Below are 16448 nucleotides of genomic sequence, written 5' to 3' on the forward strand. Positions count from 1 at the left end.
CCCCGACGTGGCCCAGCCCCCGCCCACGTACAGGCACAATGAGAGATCCGGCAGGGGACCGGAACGCCGGCCGGATGGATGGGCCGAGAGGAGAGTGCGGGTGACCGAGGACATCGTCGCGGGGGTGCTGCGGCAGTGGCAGCAGGTGCACCCGGGGCTGGACACCGGCCCGATGGCGGTGATCGGGCGGCTCAACCGCTGTTCCGCGCTGCTCCAGCAGGCCGCCGACGCGCCGCTGCGGCGGGCGGGCCTGACCCGCCCCGAGTTCGACATCCTCGGCACGCTGCGCCGGATGGACCGCGAGCTGACGCCGGGCCGGGTGGCGCGGGAGACCTTCGCGTCCGGCGCGGCGGTCACCAAACGCGTACGGCAGCTGGAGGCGCGCGGGCTGATCAGCCGCCGGCCGGACGACCGGGACCGGCGGGTGGCCCACCTCTCGCTCACCGGGGAGGGCCGCGAGGTCATCGACCGGCTGCTGCCCGAGCAGTTGCGCTACGAGGCCGCGCTGCTGGAGGGCATCGGCGAGGAGCGGCAGGAGGAACTGTCCACGGCGCTCAGCGAGTTGCTGGTGGTGCTGGAGGGGCGGCTGGCGAGCCTGATGGACTGAGGGCCGGCGGGCCGCAGCACGACGACCGCGCCCCGCCCCCGCCCCGCCAACTCACCCCGGACGCCCACCGCCCTCCGCCGGGCCCTCCCCCTCCTCCGGACCGAAGAGCCCGGCCAAGTGGCGGTCCAGCAGTGCGAGGGCCTGCTCAGGACTGTGCACCCCGAGCAGGGCGTACGAGGCGAGGCCGTCGGTGAGGCTGATCAGCAGCATGGCCTCGTCCTCGGTGGCGCGTTCCGGCGGGATCTCGCCGCGTTCGGCGGCCTGCCGCAGCTGGTCGGCGTAGAAGTCGCGGAGCTTGGGGATGCCGTCGCGGGCCTCGGCGCCGAGGGCCGGGTCGTGCACGGCGCGGGAGTAGTAGGCGGCGCTGACCAGCAGACCGGCGCGGCTCTCGGCGTCGAGCGGCAGCAGGGCGGCGCAGCAGGCGCGGAGGATGATGCGCGGGGTCGGTTCGGCGTCCAGGGCCTCGATGCGCTCCCGGATGCGTTCGGTGGCCAGCTCGTTGATGATCCGGAGGGCGTACAGCAGCAGGTCGTCCTTGCTGCGGAAGTAGTGCTGGACGCGGCCGAGCGAGACGCCGGCCTCGGCGGCGACGTCGCGCAGGCTGACGCCGTCCACGCCCCGGGTGTTCGCGAGCCGCCAGAGCGCCGCGGAGATCTCCTGGCGCCGGGCTTCGTGATCCACCTTCTTGGGCACGGGGGTTCCTTTCGTTGCCGGGTTCCACGAATCCATGCCGGATCCCGCCGGATCCGTGCCGGTTCTCCGCCGGACTCACCCCGGACCCCCGATGCGGCGTCCTTACCCGGTGTCCGGCCACCCACCAGCCAGCTTTTACAAGTCGCTCGTACCGTTATAACGTACGGGACGCAATACGAATGACTTGCCAAGCGCCTTGCCGAGTGACGTACCAAGTGACGTACCGCATGCCTGGCCAACGTGATTCGCCCACGCGACGCGCCGACGTCACATATCACGACGTATCACCCCAGGGGGACCGCATGCCCGACCACTCCGCACCACTTCTCCGGCCGCCGCGCCACCGCGTCGATCCGCGCGCCCGCAGCTGGTGGCGGGCGCAGGCACTGCTGGCGGTCAGCGGCCCGATGCTGCTGACGGCGGTGGCGCTGGGGGCGCTGTCGGCGCTCTTCTTCCCGGGGGCGCTGCCGTGGCTGGGGCCGCTGCTGCTGGTCGTCCTGGTGCTGCCGGCGGTGGGCTATCTCGTGGTGATGCCGCGGATGCGGTACGCGGTGCACGCCTGGGAGCTGGGCGAGCGGGCGGTCTACGCGGCGGGCGGCTGGTTCTGGCAGCGGCGGCGGATCGCGCCGCTGTCCCGGGTGCAGACCGTGGACACCCTGCGGGGGCCGGTGCAGCGGCGGTTCGGGCTGGCGACGGTGACCGTCACCACCGCCTCAACCGCCGGCGACATCAAGATCGTCGGCCTGTCCGAGGCGGACGCCGAGGAGCTGTCCCGGCGGATCGGCGAGGTCGCGCAGGACGTGCCGGGTGATGCCACATGAGCACCACTCCCACCGTTCCCGACACATCAGCAGCCCCCGCCCCGGAGTGGCGCCGGCTGAGTCCGCGCACGCTGCTGGTGCACTGCGGCTGGCTGGGGGCGCCGCTCGGATCGCTGGCGCTGACCGCGCTGGCCACCGGGGGCCGGATCACCACCGGGGCGTGGTTCACCCTCGCCGGGATCGCCGCCGCGTTCGCCCTGATGACCGCGGCCGGGCTGATCCGGTGGGCGCGGACGGACTTCCGGGTCACCGGCGAGACGCTGGACGTCCGCAGCGGACTGCTGACCCGGCGGCTGCGGAGCGTACCGCTGCACCGGATCCGTACCGTCGATCTGACCGCCTCGCCGCTGCACCGGCTGCTGGGCGTCACGGTGCTGCGGGCCGGTACGGCCGGTTCCGGTCCGGCCGCCGGTGAACTGTCGCTGGAGGCGCTCCCGGTGGCCGAGGGGGAGCGGCTGCGGGCCGAGCTGCTGGCCCGCGCGGACACCGGCGCGGCGGCCGAGGACCCGGTGCTGGCGCGGATCAGCTGGCGGTGGCTGCGGTACGCGCCGCTGACCTTCTGGGTGATCGGCGGGGTGTTCGCGGCGGGCGGTTCGGCGTACCGGGCGCTGCACGAGATGGGCATCGAGCCGTGGAAACTCGGTTTCGTATGGCGGGCGTTCGCGGAGTTCGGCAACGGGATGCTGTGGCTGACCGTTCCGGCGGCGCTGCTGGCGGTGATCGCGCTGGGCTCGGTGGGCGCGGTCGCGCTCTACGTCGAGAACTGGTGGGGCTACCGCCTGGAGTGGTCCGACGCGGGCACCCTGCGGGTGCGCCGGGGCCTGCTGACCACCCGGTCGGTGACCATCGAGCGGGCCCGGCTGCGCGGGGTGGTGCTGCGCGAACCGCTGCTGCTGCGGGCCGGCGGCGGGGCGACCGTACGGGCGGTGGCCGGCGGACTGGGGTCCGCGGAGGAAAACCGCAAGCGCAGCGGGCTGCTGCCGCCGGCGCCGCGCCGGGAGGCGGTCCGGGTGGCCGGCGGGACGCTGCGGACGCCGTTCCCGGACCCCGGTCCGGGCCCGGCGAGCCCGTCCCACCGGGCCCCGGCGCGCGCGACCACGAATCTGACGCTCCATCAGGACCTGGGTCACATCCGCCTGACTCCCCACCCCCGCGCCGCCCTCCGCCGCCGGCGGGTGCGCGGACTGCTCTACGGGGTGCTGCCGGGCACCGCTCTGGCGGCGGGTCTCGGGGTCGCGTTCACGCCGGTGCTGCTGCGCGTCGCGTGGATCTACGCGGTGGTGTCCGCGCCGGTGGTGTGGTGGCTGGCCCGGGACGCGTACCGGAGTCTGGGGCACGGTATCGCGGGGGCCCATCTGGTCGTCCGCGCGGGCACGTTCAGCCGGGACACCGTGGCGCTGCGGCGGGACGCGGTCGGGGCGTGGACGTTCACCACCTCGCCGTTCACCCGGCGGGCGGGGCTGGTGACACTGACCGCGGCGGTGGCGGCGGGCGAGGAGGCGTACCGGGTGCGGGATGTCGCGGCGGGCGCGGCGCCCGGCTTCGCGGCGGCGGTCACTCCGGGCATCCTGGACGAATTCCTCGTCCGCCCGGAGCGCGGCGGCGGCCCGGCGTCCTCGACATGACACAGATCACACCTAGGCGTGATGCACGGTGAGCCCGGACACACCGTCATACAGGACGACCGTTGCCCCGTGACCGGGGGCCGACAGTGAGGGAGCCGCCGCGATGCACACCGCCATCGACCATGCCGTTCAGGTACGACTCCTCGCGACGTCGGTCGGGCACTCGGTGCCGGCGGTGCTGCACTACCAGCGGGCCGATCCGCTGGCGGTGCGGATGACGTTCCCGCCGGAGATCTCCCTCGACGGCGCGGCGGTGGACTGGGCGTTCGCCCGCGATCTGCTGGCCGAGGGGCTGCGGACCTCGGCGGGCCGGGGGGATGTGCGGGTGCGGCCGTCGGGGCCGGACCGGACGGTGATGGAGTTCCACGCCGACGAGGGCATCGCCATGGTGCAGTTGCGGACCGAGGACGTCCGGCGCTTCCTGGCCCGCTCCTACGAGGCGGTGCCGGCCGGGGAGGAAGAGACGTTCCTCGGCGTGGACCGCGGACTGGCGGAGCTGTTCGGGACCGCGTGAGCGGGACCGGCCGGGCGCGCCACGGACACCGAACGGGCCCGGCCGGACGTCTCACGGACGCCGGACGGGCCCGGCCGGGCGCCTCGCACACCACAGGGCACGGGCCCGGACCCGGGCGCCCCGCCCCCGCGCGGCGCCCGGGGACGCCTCACCGCTCCGGGAAGCCGAAGCCGTAGCCCTGCTGCTTCATCCACGGCAGCAGCCGCTTCAGGGCTTCGACGGTGCGGGCGCGGTTGCCGCCGCCGTCGTGGAAGAGGACGGTCGGGCCGTTGCGGAGTTCGGCGCGGACCCTGGCGTCGATCGCGGCGACGCTGCCGCCCTCGAAGTCCTTGCTGTCGACGTTCCAGCCCAGCGGGCGCATCCCGTGGTCGGCGGCGAGCTTCCGGCTGTACGGGGTGAACGCGCCGCCGGGCGCCCGGTAGTAGTCGACCGTGGCACCGCCCGCCGCGTCCTCGATCATCTTCTGCGCGTCGAGGATCTGCCGGGCCTGGTAGCTCTCCGGCCGGTGGTCCATGCCGGTGTTGTGGCTGACGGTGTGGTCGCACAGCCGGTGCCCGTCGGCCACCACCTTCTTGACCAGCTCCGGGTGGGCTGCGGCCTGCGGGCCGATCATGCAGAAGGTCGCCTTGACGCCGTTCTCCTTCAGGACCGCGAGCACCCGCGGCGTCCAGACCGGGTCCGGGCCGTCGTCGATGGTGATGTTCAGGCTGCGGCCGGGGCGGTCCGAGGCGTGCGCGATGGACGGGTCGACGGGCGCGGTGCGCGGTGGCTGGGCCGACTTCCGGGCCGCGGAGACGGTGTCGGCCTCGGCGCTCGGCTGGAGGAGCGCGAACGCCCCCACCGCCGCCAGTGAAGCCACCGCCGCGGTCGCCACGCCGATGATCCCGCCCTCGACCCCGAAGCGCCGTCCCCTGCCGAAGCGCCGTGCCATGTCGTTCCCGCCCCTCATGTGCTGTGCTGGTGTGTCCTGTCGGCGGCGTGCTGTGCCCCATCGCACGGACGCCGTTCCACCACCACAGATGCACGCGAGCGCGAGCCGGATCCCCCTGTTACGGATCCATCATGAAACTTATCGATACTGGACCCATGCCACGTGTACTGCTGATCGAGGACGACGCCGCCGTCCGCGACGGGGTCTGCCTCGCGCTGCGGCGCCGGGGCCATGACGTCGCGGCCGCCGCCAGCGGCGAGGAGGGGCTGGCCGCGCTGCCGGCCTTCCGCCCGGACATCGTGCTGCTGGATCTGATGCTGCCCGGCAAGGACGGTTTCGAGATCTGCCGGCTGATCCGGGCCGAGCGGCAGCTGCCGATCATCATGCTCACCGCGCGCGGCGACGACCTCGACGTGGTCCTCGGGCTGGAGGCCGGCGCCGACGACTACATCGTCAAGCCGGCCCGCGGCGAGGTGCTGGAGGCCCGGATCCGGGCGGTGCTGCGGCGCACCGCGCTGCCCGCCGACGGGGCCCCGGCCGCCGAGCCGGGGCCCGCCCCGGTGGAGACCTACGGCGAACTGGCCATCGACCGGGCCGGGCTGGTGGTCAGCAAGGGCGGCCAGGATCTGGCGCTGGCGCCGTCCGAGATGAAGCTGCTGCTGTTCCTGTCCGCCACGCCGGGCCAGGTCTTCAGCCGCCAGCAGCTGCTGGAGCACGTCTGGGAGCACAGCTACCACGGCGACGCGCGGCTGGTCGACGCCTGTGTGATGCGGCTGCGGACGAAGATAGAGGACACCCCGCGCAGCCCCCGCTACGTCCAGACCGTCCGCGGCTTCGGTTACCGCTTCGGGCCGCTGTGAGGCGCCTGCGCCGCCTGGTGCCGGGCGTCTCCGCGGTGCGCGGGCTGCGCGCCCGGCTCGTGGTGGCGTTCCTGCTGGTCGCCGCGGTCAGCGCGCTGACCACCGCGGGACTGACGTACCGGGAGGCCCGGAACGCGATCCTCCAGCGCTCCCAGGACACCGCCGTCAACGACCTGCGGGCGCAGGTCGATTCGCTGGCGCCGGAGCTGACCGTGCCGCCGTCCCGGGCCGACCTGGACTTCTTCCGGGTGCAGCTGGAGCGGTCCGGCAAGTCCCGGGACTGGGACATCTCGGTGCACTACAACGGCATGCCGGACAGCGACGAGGGCGGGCTGCGCCGCGAGGTGGTGGTCCCGGCGGGCTTCAAGACGTCGGTGGAGAAGCGCCGGGTGCCGGCGTTCCAGCGCATCGACCGGGACGGCGATCCCTGGCTGCTGATCGGCATGCCGGTGCGGCAGAGCGACGGCGGGGCGTCCCCGCTGACGGTCTACGCGCAGCTGCCGCTGCGGGCCGAGGAGGCCAATGTGGAGGCGCTGGTGCGGGCCGCGCGGGGCGGGGCGCTGCCGGCGTTCGCGCTGGCGGTGATCCTGCCGCTGATCGCGGCGCGCGGGGTGCTGCGGCCGGTGCGCGGGCTGCGGCAGGCCGCCGGGCGGATCGCCGAGGGCAAACTGGACACCCGGCTGGTGGTCAAGGGCACCGACGAACTCGCCGACCTGTCGCGGACGTTCAACGAGATGGCGGCGAAGCTGGAGGAGAGCATGGCGGAGCTGCGCCGGATGGAGGCCAACTCCCGGCGGTTCGCGGCCGATGTCTCGCACGAGCTGCGGACGCCGCTGGCCGCGATGACCGCGGTCACCGACGTCCTGGACGAGGACGCCGACTCGCTCGACCCGGACACCGCCTCCGCGGTGCGGCTGATCAGTCAGGAGACCGGGAAGCTGGCGCGGATGGTGGAGGACCTGATGGAGGTCTCCCGCTTCGACGCGGGCGCCGCCGCGCTCCATCTCTACGAGGTCGATGTCGCGGAGACCATCCGCAAGACGCTGCAGGCCCGGGCCTGGCAGCAGCGGGTCGAAGCGGAGCTGCCGGACGGTGTTCGGGCCCGGCTCGATCCGCGCCGGCTGGACGTGGTGGTGGCCAACCTCGTCGGCAACGCCCTGCACCACGGCGGCGAACCGGTCCGGGTGGTGCTGCACGCGCCGGAGCCCGGCGATCCGACGCTGCTGATCGAGATCCGCGACAGCGGCCCGGGCATAGACCCCGAGGTGCTGCCGCACGTCTTCGACCGCTTCTACAAGGCGGACTCGGCGCGCGCCCGGTCCGAGGGCAGCGGGCTGGGGCTGGCCATCGCGCAGGAGAACGTCCGGCTGCACGGCGGTACGCTGCGGGCCGCCAACGCGCCCGAGGGCGGCGCGGTGTTCACCGTGGAGCTGCCGCTGCGGCAGGAGGAGGCGCCGGCCGGCGAGGAACCGGGCGAGCGGGACGGGGACGGGAACGGGGACGGCGGCGCTCCGCGGTCCGGTGCCCGGGACGGCCGCTCCCCGAAGACCGGTGCCTCGGACGCCGGTGCCCAGGACGGCGGGAAGGACGGGGACGCCCGATGACCACCCGACGGACGACCAAGCGAGGGACGGCGGCCCGGCGGACGACGGCCCGGCTGGCCGCGCCGGCGGCGCTGGCCGGTGCGCTGGCCGTGGCACTGGGCGTGGCGCTGGCCGGCTGCGGTATCGAGCCGACCGATGTGATCGACGCCGGAGAGCCCGCGTCCGGGCTGCGCGCCCCGGGCAAGCCGACGCCCGCCGACGTGCAGCTGTACTTCTACGGCCCGGAGGGGCTCCATCCGGCGACCCGGCGGGCGAAGGAGCCGCTGGACCCGCAGGCCGCGATCGACCTGCTGGCCGAGGGCCCGAACCACGCCGAGCGGATGCGCGGCCTGTCCAGCGTGCTCCCGAAGTTCCCGGCCCCGCTCACCGCGACCACCGGGCCGGGCCGCGTGGTGATCAACCTGCCGGTGAACGCCAAGCTGCTCGACCCCGCGTCGCTGAACCAACTGGTGTGCACCGCCGCCAACGCCCGCGTCCCCGGCGACAAGCCCCCCGGGCAGGTCACGGTCACCCTGATCGGCGACGGGGTGCGGGTCGGCCCGATGGTGTGCGGCGGCAACAACGCCTTCCCGCTGGTCCAGCCGACCCCGACCGGCCCGGGCGACACCGGCGGCGGGGGCGGCGGGAACGGCGGGACCGGCGGAACCAGCGGGGGCGACTGACCGGCCGGGTCCGGCCCGTTGCCGGGGCCGGGCCGGGGCGCGCCGCCGTCCCCGGGCCCGGCCGTACCGCCGCGCTACGGTGAAAGGCACGAGGCCCGTCCGTTCGCGCCCCTCGGGAGGATCGACGATGACCGAACGCAAACCCCCCGGCGTCAGCTTCGAGAGCTGGGTGGACAAGCAGATCCGCGAGTCCGCCGAACGCGGCGGCTTCGAGGACCTCCCCGGTTTCGGCAAGCCCCTCCCCCACCTCGACCGGCCCTACGACGAGATGTGGTGGATCAAGGAGAAGATGCACCGCGAGGACCTCTCCCTCCTCCCGCCGAGCCTGGTGCTGCGCAAGGAGGCCGAGGACGCCCTGCGGGCCGCCGCCGACGCGCCGAGCGAGGCCGCGCTCCGCCGCGTCCTGGCGGAGATCAACGAGCGGATCCGGGCCGCGCTGGCCGCCCCGCCCGAGGGCCCGCCGCTCAACCTCGTCCCGTACGACATCGAGGAGCAGGCCCGGCTGTGGCGCGAGCGGCACGGCGGGTGACCCTCAACGAGCTTGTATGGCAAGGGAGTTGAACCGCGCCACCGGGCGCCTCACCGCCCCGCCGCCGGCGCGAAGCGCACCCGCAGGAAGCGCGGCCGGTACAGCTCCACGTCCCCGTTGACGACCGGGTCGGCGGGCGCGCCGGGCGGGCCGAGCCAGTTGACGTCGTAGCTGACCAGGAGTCCGGCGCCGGTGGTGAACTCCGGGTGGAACTGCGGGTTGTAGACCGCGATGTGCGCCGGGTCGGGGCCGGCCGGGCGCGGCGGGGTGATCTGGCCGGCCGGGCCGTGCCACGGCCCCTGGGGCGCGCAGGACCAGTAGCCGGTGAACGTCCGCAGGCCGGCGGCGCCGCCGGCCGGGGTGTCCATGGTGAGCAGCACCCAGGCGCCGCCCGCGCGGGCGACGGTGAAGGCGCTGCCGGTGCCGCGCCGCCCGCCGCCGCGCAGCACCGGCGCGGCCCGCCCGGCGTCCGGCTGCCAGCGGGCGCCGTCCCAGAACCGCCAGGCCGCCGGGTCCGCGAGCCGGCCGGCCGGGACCCGGGCCAGGTAGGCGCTGTCCGCCGGGGTGGCGGGCGGGTCGTCGCCGCCGTAGACGTACGTCCAGGCGCCGTCGCGGACCGCCGCGGTGCCGTAGAGGACCCGCCGCGCCGGATCGGTGGCGGCGGGCTGCGTGGCGACCGGGGTGATCGACTCCAGGTGGAGGCCGGGCAGCGAGAGGGTGGCGACCTCGGTGCCGCGGGGCTTCCCGAAGGCCCAGGCGCCGGTGCCGGGGACGCGGTTCCACAGCAGGACCCGGACGACCCGGTCGGCGGAGCCGGGGGCGCGGAGTTCGACGGCCGCGTGGACCGGCCAGCGCCAGCCGCCGCCGGGCGGGTCGGGGAAGAAGGGGCCGGGCGCGGCCGGGGTGCCGCCGGTCAGGGTGCGTTCCGGGACGCCGGCCGGGGACATCACGACGAGGGAGTTGTGGCGCAGGTAGGGGGTGGCGCCGGTGGCGGTGGTGCGCCAGCGGTAGGGCTGCCCTTGGGGGTTGGGCGGCGGGTGGACGCGGTCGAGGAAGGTGTCGGAGAACAGCCACAGGGTCCGGCCGTCCGGGAGCCGTACGGAGTGGGTGCCGTCGCCGCCGGTCCAGTCGTCCGTACGGGTGTTGTCGTCGCCGTAGCGGGCGAAGGCGGCGGTGGGTCCGGGGTCGGCGGACCATCCGGCGGGGGCCTGGCCGGTGCAGGCGGCGCGGTCGTCGGGGGCGGGGTGCGGCGGCGGGACGGACAGGGCCGCGGCGACGGTGAGGAGGACGACGGCGAGCAGGGCGGCGGGGAGGGTGGCACGGGAAGTCGGCAGGGTCGGCGGGGTCGGCATTCCGCTCCTCGGTCGGGTGCCGGGCCACCGTAACGCGGCGGGCGGGGCGGGTGCGGGAGCGGCCGGGCGGCCCGTCCGGTGCGGGTTCGCCCGGCTACGTGGTGATCGGGTGGCGGGCCAAAGAGGGCAAGGTCACAGCCCGAGCCCCTGCTCCGGCTAACGGACGTTCGCCTAGCCTGCTGCCATGACCGCCGAGTCCCCCGAACTCCCCCTGGCCGCCGCGTTTCCGGCGGCGGACCGCGAGCAGTGGCAGCGTCTCGTGGCAGGCGTACTGCGCAAATCCGGCGCGTCCGAGGCCGCGGGCGACGCCGCCGAGGACGCGCTCGCCACCGATCTGGAGGACGGTATCCGCGTCCGTCCGCTCTATACGGCTGAGGACGCGCCGCCCCTGCCGGGCCCGCCCGGTTTCCCGCCGTTCGTCCGGGCGTCCCGGCCGCAGGGCACCGCGGTGTCCGGGTGGGACGTCCGCCAGCGCCACCAGGGCACCGACCCGCGCCGGGTCAACGAGGCGCTGCTCGCCGACTTGGAGAACGGCGTCACGTCGGTGTGGCCGGTCGTCGGCGCCGGCGGGGTGCCGGTGTCCGGCCTGGCCGAGGCGCTGCGCGGTGTCTATCTGGACCTGGCGCCGGTGGTGCTGGACGCGGGCGCGGAATTCCCGGCGGCGGCCGAGGAGTTGCTGCGGCTGTACGGCGAGTCCGGGGTGGCGTTGTCCGAGGCGGCCGCGGTGCTGGGCGCCGACCCGCTGGGCGTGCTGGCCCGCACCGGCGACGACCGGGGTCTGGCGGACGGGCTGGCGGCGGCCGCGCGGCTGGCCGGCCGGGTCGCGGAGCAGGCGCCGCGGATCCGCACGGTGGTGGTGGACGCGCTGCCGTACCACGAGGCGGGCGGTTCGCCGGCCGAGGAGCTGGGCGCGTCGCTGGCGACGGCGGTGGCGTATCTGCGGGAGCTGACCGCGGACGGCCAGGGGCTGGGCGTCGACGCGGCGTGCCGGCAGCTGGAGTTCCGCTACGCCGCGACCGCCGACCAGTTCGTGACCATCGCCAAGCTGCGCGCGGCGCGGCGGCTGTGGGCCCGGGTGGCGGAGGTGTGCGGGGCGTCGCCGGCCGCGGCCGGGCAGTCCCAGCACGCGGTGACGTCCACGGTGATGATGGCGCGCCGGGATCCGTGGGTGAACATGCTGCGGACGACGGTGGCGGCGCTGTCGGCGGGGCTGGGCGGCGCGGACGCGGTGACGGTGCTGCCGTTCGACACGGCGCTGGGCCTGCCGGACGCGTTCGCCCGCCGGATCGCCCGGAACACCCAGGCGGTGCTGCTGGAGGAGTCGCAGCTGGCGAAGGTGATCGACCCGGCGGGCGGCTCGTGGTACGTCGAGTCGCTGACCGCCGAACTGGCCCGCGCGGGCTGGGCGTTCTTCCAGGAGATCGAGGCGGCGGGCGGCCAGGCGGCCGCGCTGCGGTCGGGGATGATCGGCGACCGGCTGGCACAGACCTGGCGGCGGCGCAGCGAGGATCTGGCGCACCGGCGCGAACCGATCACCGGTGTCAGTGAGTTCCCGCGGCTGGCGGAGGCGCCGCTGGAGCGCGAGCCGGCGCCGGAGCCGGCCGGCGGGGGGCTGCCGCGGGTGCGGCGGGACGACGCGTTCGAGGCGCTGCGGGCCCGTTCCGACGCGCTGCTGGCGGCCCGCGGGGCGCGCCCGTCGGCGTTCCTGGCCGCGCTGGGGCCGGTCGCGGCGCACACCGCGCGGGTGGCGTTCGCCGCCAACCTCTTCCAGGCGGGCGGGATCGAGACGGTGGCCGAGCAGGTGACGGCCGAGACCGCGGCCGCGGCGTTCGCGGCGAGCGGCGCGCGGATCGCCTGCCTGTGCGCGAGCGACGCGGTCTACGCCGAGCAGGCGGCGGAGGTGGCCGCGGCGCTGAAGGCGGCGGGCGCGGTACGGGTGTATCTGGCGGGCCGGCCGGGCGAGCGCCGGGCGGAGTTCGCGGCGGCCGGGGTGGACACGTTCGTGTTCGCCGGCTGCGACGCGGTCGGGGTGCTCTCCTCGGCCCTGGATGTCACGGAGGTGGCGGCATGAAGGAAACGGCACCGCGGTCCGGCCCCATCCCGGACTTCAGCACGGTGGAGCTGGGCGAACCGTCCGGGCCGGCCGACGGCGGCCGGTGGGCGGAGGCGGTCCAGCAGGCGACGGGCAAGAGCGTCGCGGACCTGACGTGGGAGACGCCGGAGGGCATCGACGTCAAGCCGCTGTACACCGCGGACGATCTCGACGGCCTGGACTTCCTGGGCACGTATCCGGGCATCGCGCCGTATCTGCGCGGCCCGTATCCGACGATGTACGTCAACCAGCCGTGGACGGTGCGGCAGTACGCGGGCTTCTCGACGGCGGAGGAGTCCAACGCGTTCTACCGGCGCAATCTGGCGGCCGGCCAGAAGGGCCTGTCGGTCGCGTTCGACCTGCCCACGCACCGCGGGTACGACAGCGACCACCCGCGGGTGACCGGTGACGTCGGCATGGCGGGCGTGGCGATCGACTCGATCTACGACATGCGGCAGCTCTTCGAGGGCATCCCGCTGGACCGGATGACGGTGTCGATGACGATGAACGGCGCGGTGCTGCCCGTTCTCGCGCTGTACATCGTGGCGGCGGAGGAGCAGGGCGTACCGCCGGAGAAGCTGGCGGGGACCATCCAGAACGACATCCTCAAGGAGTTCATGGTCCGCAACACCTACATCTATCCGCCGCAGCCCTCGATGCGGATCATCTCCGACATCTTCGCGTACACCTCGCGGAAGATGCCGCGCTACAACTCCATCTCGATCTCCGGCTACCACATCCAGGAGGCCGGGGCGACGGCCGATCTGGAGCTGGCGTACACCCTCGCGGACGGGGTGGAGTACCTGCGGGCGGGCATCGCGGCGGGGATGGACGTGGACGCGTTCGCGCCGCGGCTGTCGTTCTTCTGGGCGATCGGCATGAACTTCTTCATGGAGATCGCCAAGCTGCGGGCGGCGCGGCTGCTGTGGGCGCGCCTGGTGGCGAAGTTCGAGCCGAAGAACCCCAAGTCGCTGTCGCTGCGCACCCATTCGCAGACCTCGGGCTGGTCGCTGACCGCGCAGGACGTCTTCAACAACGTCACCCGCACGTGTGTGGAGGCGATGGCCGCGACCCAGGGCCACACCCAGTCGCTGCACACCAACGCGCTGGACGAGGCGCTGGCGCTGCCCACCGACTTCTCGGCGCGGATCGCCCGCAACACCCAGCTCTTCCTCCAGCAGGAGTCGGGCACCTGCCGGGTGATCGACCCGTGGGGCGGCAGCGCGTACGTGGAGCGGCTGACCCACGATCTGGCGCGGCGGGCGTGGGCGCACATCGAGGAGGTCGAGGCGGCCGGCGGGATGGCCAAGGCGATCGACGCGGGCATCCCGAAGCTGCGGGTCGAGGAGGCGGCGGCGCGGACGCAGGCGCGGATCGACTCGGGGCGGCAGGCGCTGATCGGCGTCAACAAGTACCGGGTGGAGACCGACGAGGAGATCGAGGTCCTCAAGGTCGACAACTCCGCGGTGCGGGCGCAGCAGATCGAGAAGCTCAAGCGGCTGCGGGCGGAGCGGGACGAGGACGCCTGCCGGCGGGCGCTGCGGGCGCTGACCGAGGCCGCGAAGTCCGCGCCGGGCCCGGGACTTGAGGGCAATCTGCTGGCGCTGGCGGTGGACGCGGCGCGGGCGATGGCGACGGTCGGGGAGATCTCGGACGCCCTGGAGGAGGTCTACGGCCGCCACTCGGGCCAGATCCGTACCATCTCGGGTGTGTACCGAGACGAAGCGGGCCCCGCGTCGGGGGTCGAGCGCACCCGGGAGCTGGTGGCCGCGTTCGAGCGGGCCGAGGGGCGCCGGCCGCGCATCCTGGTGGCCAAGATGGGCCAGGACGGCCACGACCGCGGCCAGAAGGTGATCGCCACGGCCTTCGCCGACCTCGGGTTCGACGTGGACGTCGGCCCGCTGTTCCAGACCCCGGCCGAGGTGGCCCGCCAGGCGGTCGAGGCGGATGTGCACATCGTCGGGGTGTCGTCGCTGGCGGCCGGGCACCTGACGCTGGTGCCGGCGCTGCGGGAGGCGCTGGCGGCGGAGGACCGGGACGACATCACCGTCGTCGTCGGCGGGGTGATCCCGCCGCAGGACGTGCAGCCGCTGCGGGACATGGGCGCGGCGGCGGTGTTCCTGCCCGGTACGGTCATCCCGGAGGCCGCCCACGACCTGGTGCGGGATCTGGCGGCGGCGCTGGGCCACGAGCTGTAGGGCGGAGGGGCATGCCTGCGACGATCGATGTGGACCGGTACGCCGAGGGGGTGCGGGCCGGTTCCCGGGCCTGGATCGCCCGCGCGGTCACGCTGGTCGAGTCCACCCGCGCCGACCACCGGGCGGCGGCCCAGGAGTTGCTGGTGCGGCTGCTGCCGTACGCGGGGGCGGCCCGGCGGGTGGGGATCAGCGGGGTGCCGGGGGTCGGCAAGTCGACCTTCATCGACGCGCTGGGCTCGCTGCTGACGGGGCTGGGGCACCGGGTGGCGGTGCTGGCCGTCGATCCGTCGTCGAGCCGGACCGGTGGTTCGATCCTGGGCGACAAGACCCGGATGGAGCGGCTGGCGACGGACCCGGCGGCGTTCGTCCGCCCCTCCCCCACGTCGGGGACGCTGGGCGGGGTGGCGCGGGCGACCCGGGAGTCGATCGTGGTGATGGAGGCGGCCGGCTACGACGTGGTGCTGGTCGAGACGGTCGGCGTCGGCCAGTCGGAGACCGCGGTCGCCAACATGGTCGACACGTTCCTGCTGCTGACCCTGGCCCGTACCGGCGACCAGCTCCAGGGCATCAAGAAGGGCGTCCTGGAGCTGGCGGACCTGGTGTCGGTCAACAAGGCCGACGGGCCGCACGAGAAGGACGCCCGGTCGGCGGCGCGCGAACTGGCCGGTGCGCTGCGGCTGCTGCAGCCCGCGGACGCGGTGTGGACGCCGCCGGTGCTGACCTGCAGCGCCCGCGAGGGCACGGGGCTGAAGGCGGTGTGGGAGCGGGTCGAGCAGCACCGGGCGCTGCTGGAGTCGCGGGGCGCGCTGGCCGAGCGGCGGCGCGCCCAGCAGGTGGAGTGGACGTGGTCGATGGTCCGGGAGCGGCTGATGGACCGCCTCCAGGAGCATCCGGAGGTCCGCCGGCTGGGCCCGGAGGTCGAACAGGCGGTACGGGCGGGCGAGATCACCGCGACGCTGGCGGCGGAGCGGCTGCTGTCGGCGTTCGGCGCGGGCGACGGGCCGGGGAGCGGGCCGGCGGACTGAGCCGTACCGCGCCCGTCAGCCGAGCCGGTCCGGTACGGCGCCGCCGCCGGCCGCGAAGTGCGCCAGGGCCAGGTCCCGGAAGCGTGCGGCGGCCGGTGACAGATAGCTGTCGGCGCGCCGGACGAGGCTGAGGGTGCGGTGGCAGCCGGGCGCGTCGATCCGTACCCAGGCGATCGGTTCGTTGGCGGTGGCCTCGCGGGCGATGGTGGGCGCCAGGCCCACGCCGATGCCGGCCCGGATGAGGAAGAGCGTGACGCCCGGCTCGTCGCCCTCGCAGGAGATCACCGGCCGCTGCCCGGTCGGCGCGAACAGCCGGTCCAGCAGGGCGCGTTGCCAGTGCCCGGGGCGGGTGGTGATGAACGGTTCGGCGAGCAGGTCGGTGACCGCGACCCGCTCCCGGCCGGCCAGCCGGTGGCCGGCCGGGACGACGAGCTGGACCTCCTCGCGCCGCAGCCGGACGGTGTCGAGGCCGGGCGCGGCCAGCGGCTGGGAGGCGACGCAGTAGTCCACCTCGCGCGCCCGGAGCTGGTCGAGCATGGCGTCGGGGGTGGACTGGTGGAGGCGGACGGCGACGCCGGGGTGGGCGGTGCGGTAGTCGCCGAGCAGTCCGGCGAGCGGCAGCAGGGTCTCCGCGGCGACCGCCAGGCTGCCCTGGTCGAGCCCGGCCGCGTCGGCCAGCTCCCGCCGCCCGTCGTCGAGTTCGTCCAGCGCCCGCTCGACCCGGCGGAGGAACGCGGCGCCGTAGCGGTTGAGCCGGATGGCGCGGCCCTGCCGGTCGAAGAGCGGGACGCCCAGCTCGGCCTCCAGGCGGGCGATGGTGCGGCTCACCGAGGGCTGGGCGACGCGGAGTTCCTCGGCGGCCCGGCTGATGTGCTCCCGGCGGGCGACCTCGCGGAAGTAGCGCAGCGACAGCAGGTCCATCGGCTCCCGTCCCC

The 16448-nt window shown here is 74.9% G+C and carries 15 protein-coding genes; 11 read left to right on the top strand and 4 right to left on the bottom strand.

Translation table 11 applies throughout. From position 1 onward, the window contains the following. Positions 1-100 precede the first annotated feature (100 nt). On the top strand, positions 101-607 hold the full coding sequence (locus ADL22_RS30180) for a MarR family winged helix-turn-helix transcriptional regulator (protein WP_066987010.1): 507 nt from the start codon (positions 101-103) through the stop codon (positions 605-607). Between the two features lie 51 nt (positions 608-658). Here ADL22_RS30180 and ADL22_RS30185 read toward each other — a convergent pair whose 3' ends face one another. Next, positions 659-1300 (bottom strand): TetR/AcrR family transcriptional regulator, encoded by a 642-nt coding sequence (locus ADL22_RS30185; protein ID WP_066987013.1) that lies wholly within the window; start codon positions 1298-1300, stop codon positions 659-661. 302 nt (positions 1301-1602) lie between these two features. Between ADL22_RS30185 and ADL22_RS30190 the strand changes: the two genes are divergently transcribed. From ADL22_RS30190 to ADL22_RS30200, 3 genes are all read left to right on the top strand, one after another. Then, complete coding sequence (locus ADL22_RS30190) at positions 1603-2121, top strand: PH domain-containing protein (protein ID WP_066987016.1); 519 nt, start codon at positions 1603-1605, stop codon at positions 2119-2121. Beyond that, positions 2118-3746, top strand: coding sequence for a PH domain-containing protein (locus ADL22_RS30195; RefSeq protein WP_066987019.1), 1629 nt, complete (start codon positions 2118-2120; stop codon positions 3744-3746). The genes ADL22_RS30190 and ADL22_RS30195 overlap by 4 nt, the downstream gene beginning before the upstream one ends. A 103-nt stretch (positions 3747-3849) precedes the next feature. Continuing rightward, complete coding sequence (locus ADL22_RS30200; protein WP_066987022.1) at positions 3850-4260, top strand: SsgA family sporulation/cell division regulator; 411 nt, start codon at positions 3850-3852, stop codon at positions 4258-4260. Between the two features lie 148 nt (positions 4261-4408). Here ADL22_RS30200 and ADL22_RS30205 read toward each other — a convergent pair whose 3' ends face one another. Continuing rightward, positions 4409-5191, bottom strand: a complete 783-nt coding sequence (locus ADL22_RS30205) for a polysaccharide deacetylase family protein (protein WP_066987025.1) — start codon at positions 5189-5191, stop codon at positions 4409-4411. A 155-nt stretch (positions 5192-5346) separates the two neighbouring features. Here ADL22_RS30205 and ADL22_RS30210 point away from each other — a divergent pair, with 155 nt between their 5' ends. From ADL22_RS30210 to ADL22_RS30225, 4 genes are all read left to right on the top strand, one after another. Then, positions 5347-6051, top strand: a complete 705-nt coding sequence (locus ADL22_RS30210; RefSeq protein WP_066987030.1) for a response regulator transcription factor — start codon at positions 5347-5349, stop codon at positions 6049-6051. Further along, positions 6048-7655, top strand: coding sequence for a sensor histidine kinase (locus ADL22_RS30215; RefSeq protein WP_066987033.1), 1608 nt, complete (start codon positions 6048-6050; stop codon positions 7653-7655). Before ADL22_RS30210 ends, ADL22_RS30215 begins: the two co-directional genes overlap by 4 nt. Further along, on the top strand, positions 7652-8317 hold the full coding sequence (locus tag ADL22_RS30220) for a GerMN domain-containing protein (protein WP_066987036.1): 666 nt from the start codon (positions 7652-7654) through the stop codon (positions 8315-8317). Before ADL22_RS30215 ends, ADL22_RS30220 begins: the two co-directional genes overlap by 4 nt. Positions 8318-8444: 127 nt before the next feature. Next, positions 8445-8846, top strand: coding sequence for a DUF1992 domain-containing protein (locus tag ADL22_RS30225; protein ID WP_066987040.1), 402 nt, complete (start codon positions 8445-8447; stop codon positions 8844-8846). Between the two features lie 50 nt (positions 8847-8896). On the opposite strand, the gene ADL22_RS30230 is transcribed toward ADL22_RS30225, so the two are convergent. Continuing rightward, positions 8897-10198, bottom strand: coding sequence for a DUF4185 domain-containing protein (locus ADL22_RS30230; RefSeq protein ID WP_066987043.1), 1302 nt, complete (start codon positions 10196-10198; stop codon positions 8897-8899). 184 nt (positions 10199-10382) lie between these two features. Between ADL22_RS30230 and ADL22_RS30235 the strand changes: the two genes are divergently transcribed. The 3 genes from ADL22_RS30235 to meaB are packed head-to-tail and all read left to right on the top strand — an operon-like array spanning position 10383 to position 15513. Continuing rightward, entirely contained in the window at positions 10383-12269 is a 1887-nt protein-coding gene (locus ADL22_RS30235; protein WP_066987046.1) for a methylmalonyl-CoA mutase subunit beta, read from the top strand. After that, positions 12266-14488 (top strand): methylmalonyl-CoA mutase, encoded by a 2223-nt coding sequence (gene scpA / locus ADL22_RS30240; protein WP_066987049.1) that lies wholly within the window; start codon positions 12266-12268, stop codon positions 14486-14488. The genes ADL22_RS30235 and scpA overlap by 4 nt, the downstream gene beginning before the upstream one ends. 11 nt (positions 14489-14499) lie before the next feature. After that, on the top strand, positions 14500-15513 hold the full coding sequence (gene meaB / locus ADL22_RS30245) for a methylmalonyl Co-A mutase-associated GTPase MeaB (protein ID WP_066987052.1): 1014 nt from the start codon (positions 14500-14502) through the stop codon (positions 15511-15513). 15 nt (positions 15514-15528) lie between these two features. On the opposite strand, the gene ADL22_RS30250 is transcribed toward meaB, so the two are convergent. After that, positions 15529-16434 carry a LysR family transcriptional regulator gene (locus ADL22_RS30250; protein ID WP_066987055.1) on the bottom strand — a complete coding sequence of 302 codons (906 nt, stop codon included), beginning with the start codon at positions 16432-16434 and terminating at the stop codon, positions 15529-15531. Positions 16435-16448: the final 14 nt, after the last annotated feature.

This window comes from Streptomyces sp. NRRL F-4489, from assembly GCF_001509485.1.
Lineage (GTDB): Bacteria > Actinomycetota > Actinomycetes > Streptomycetales > Streptomycetaceae > Streptomyces.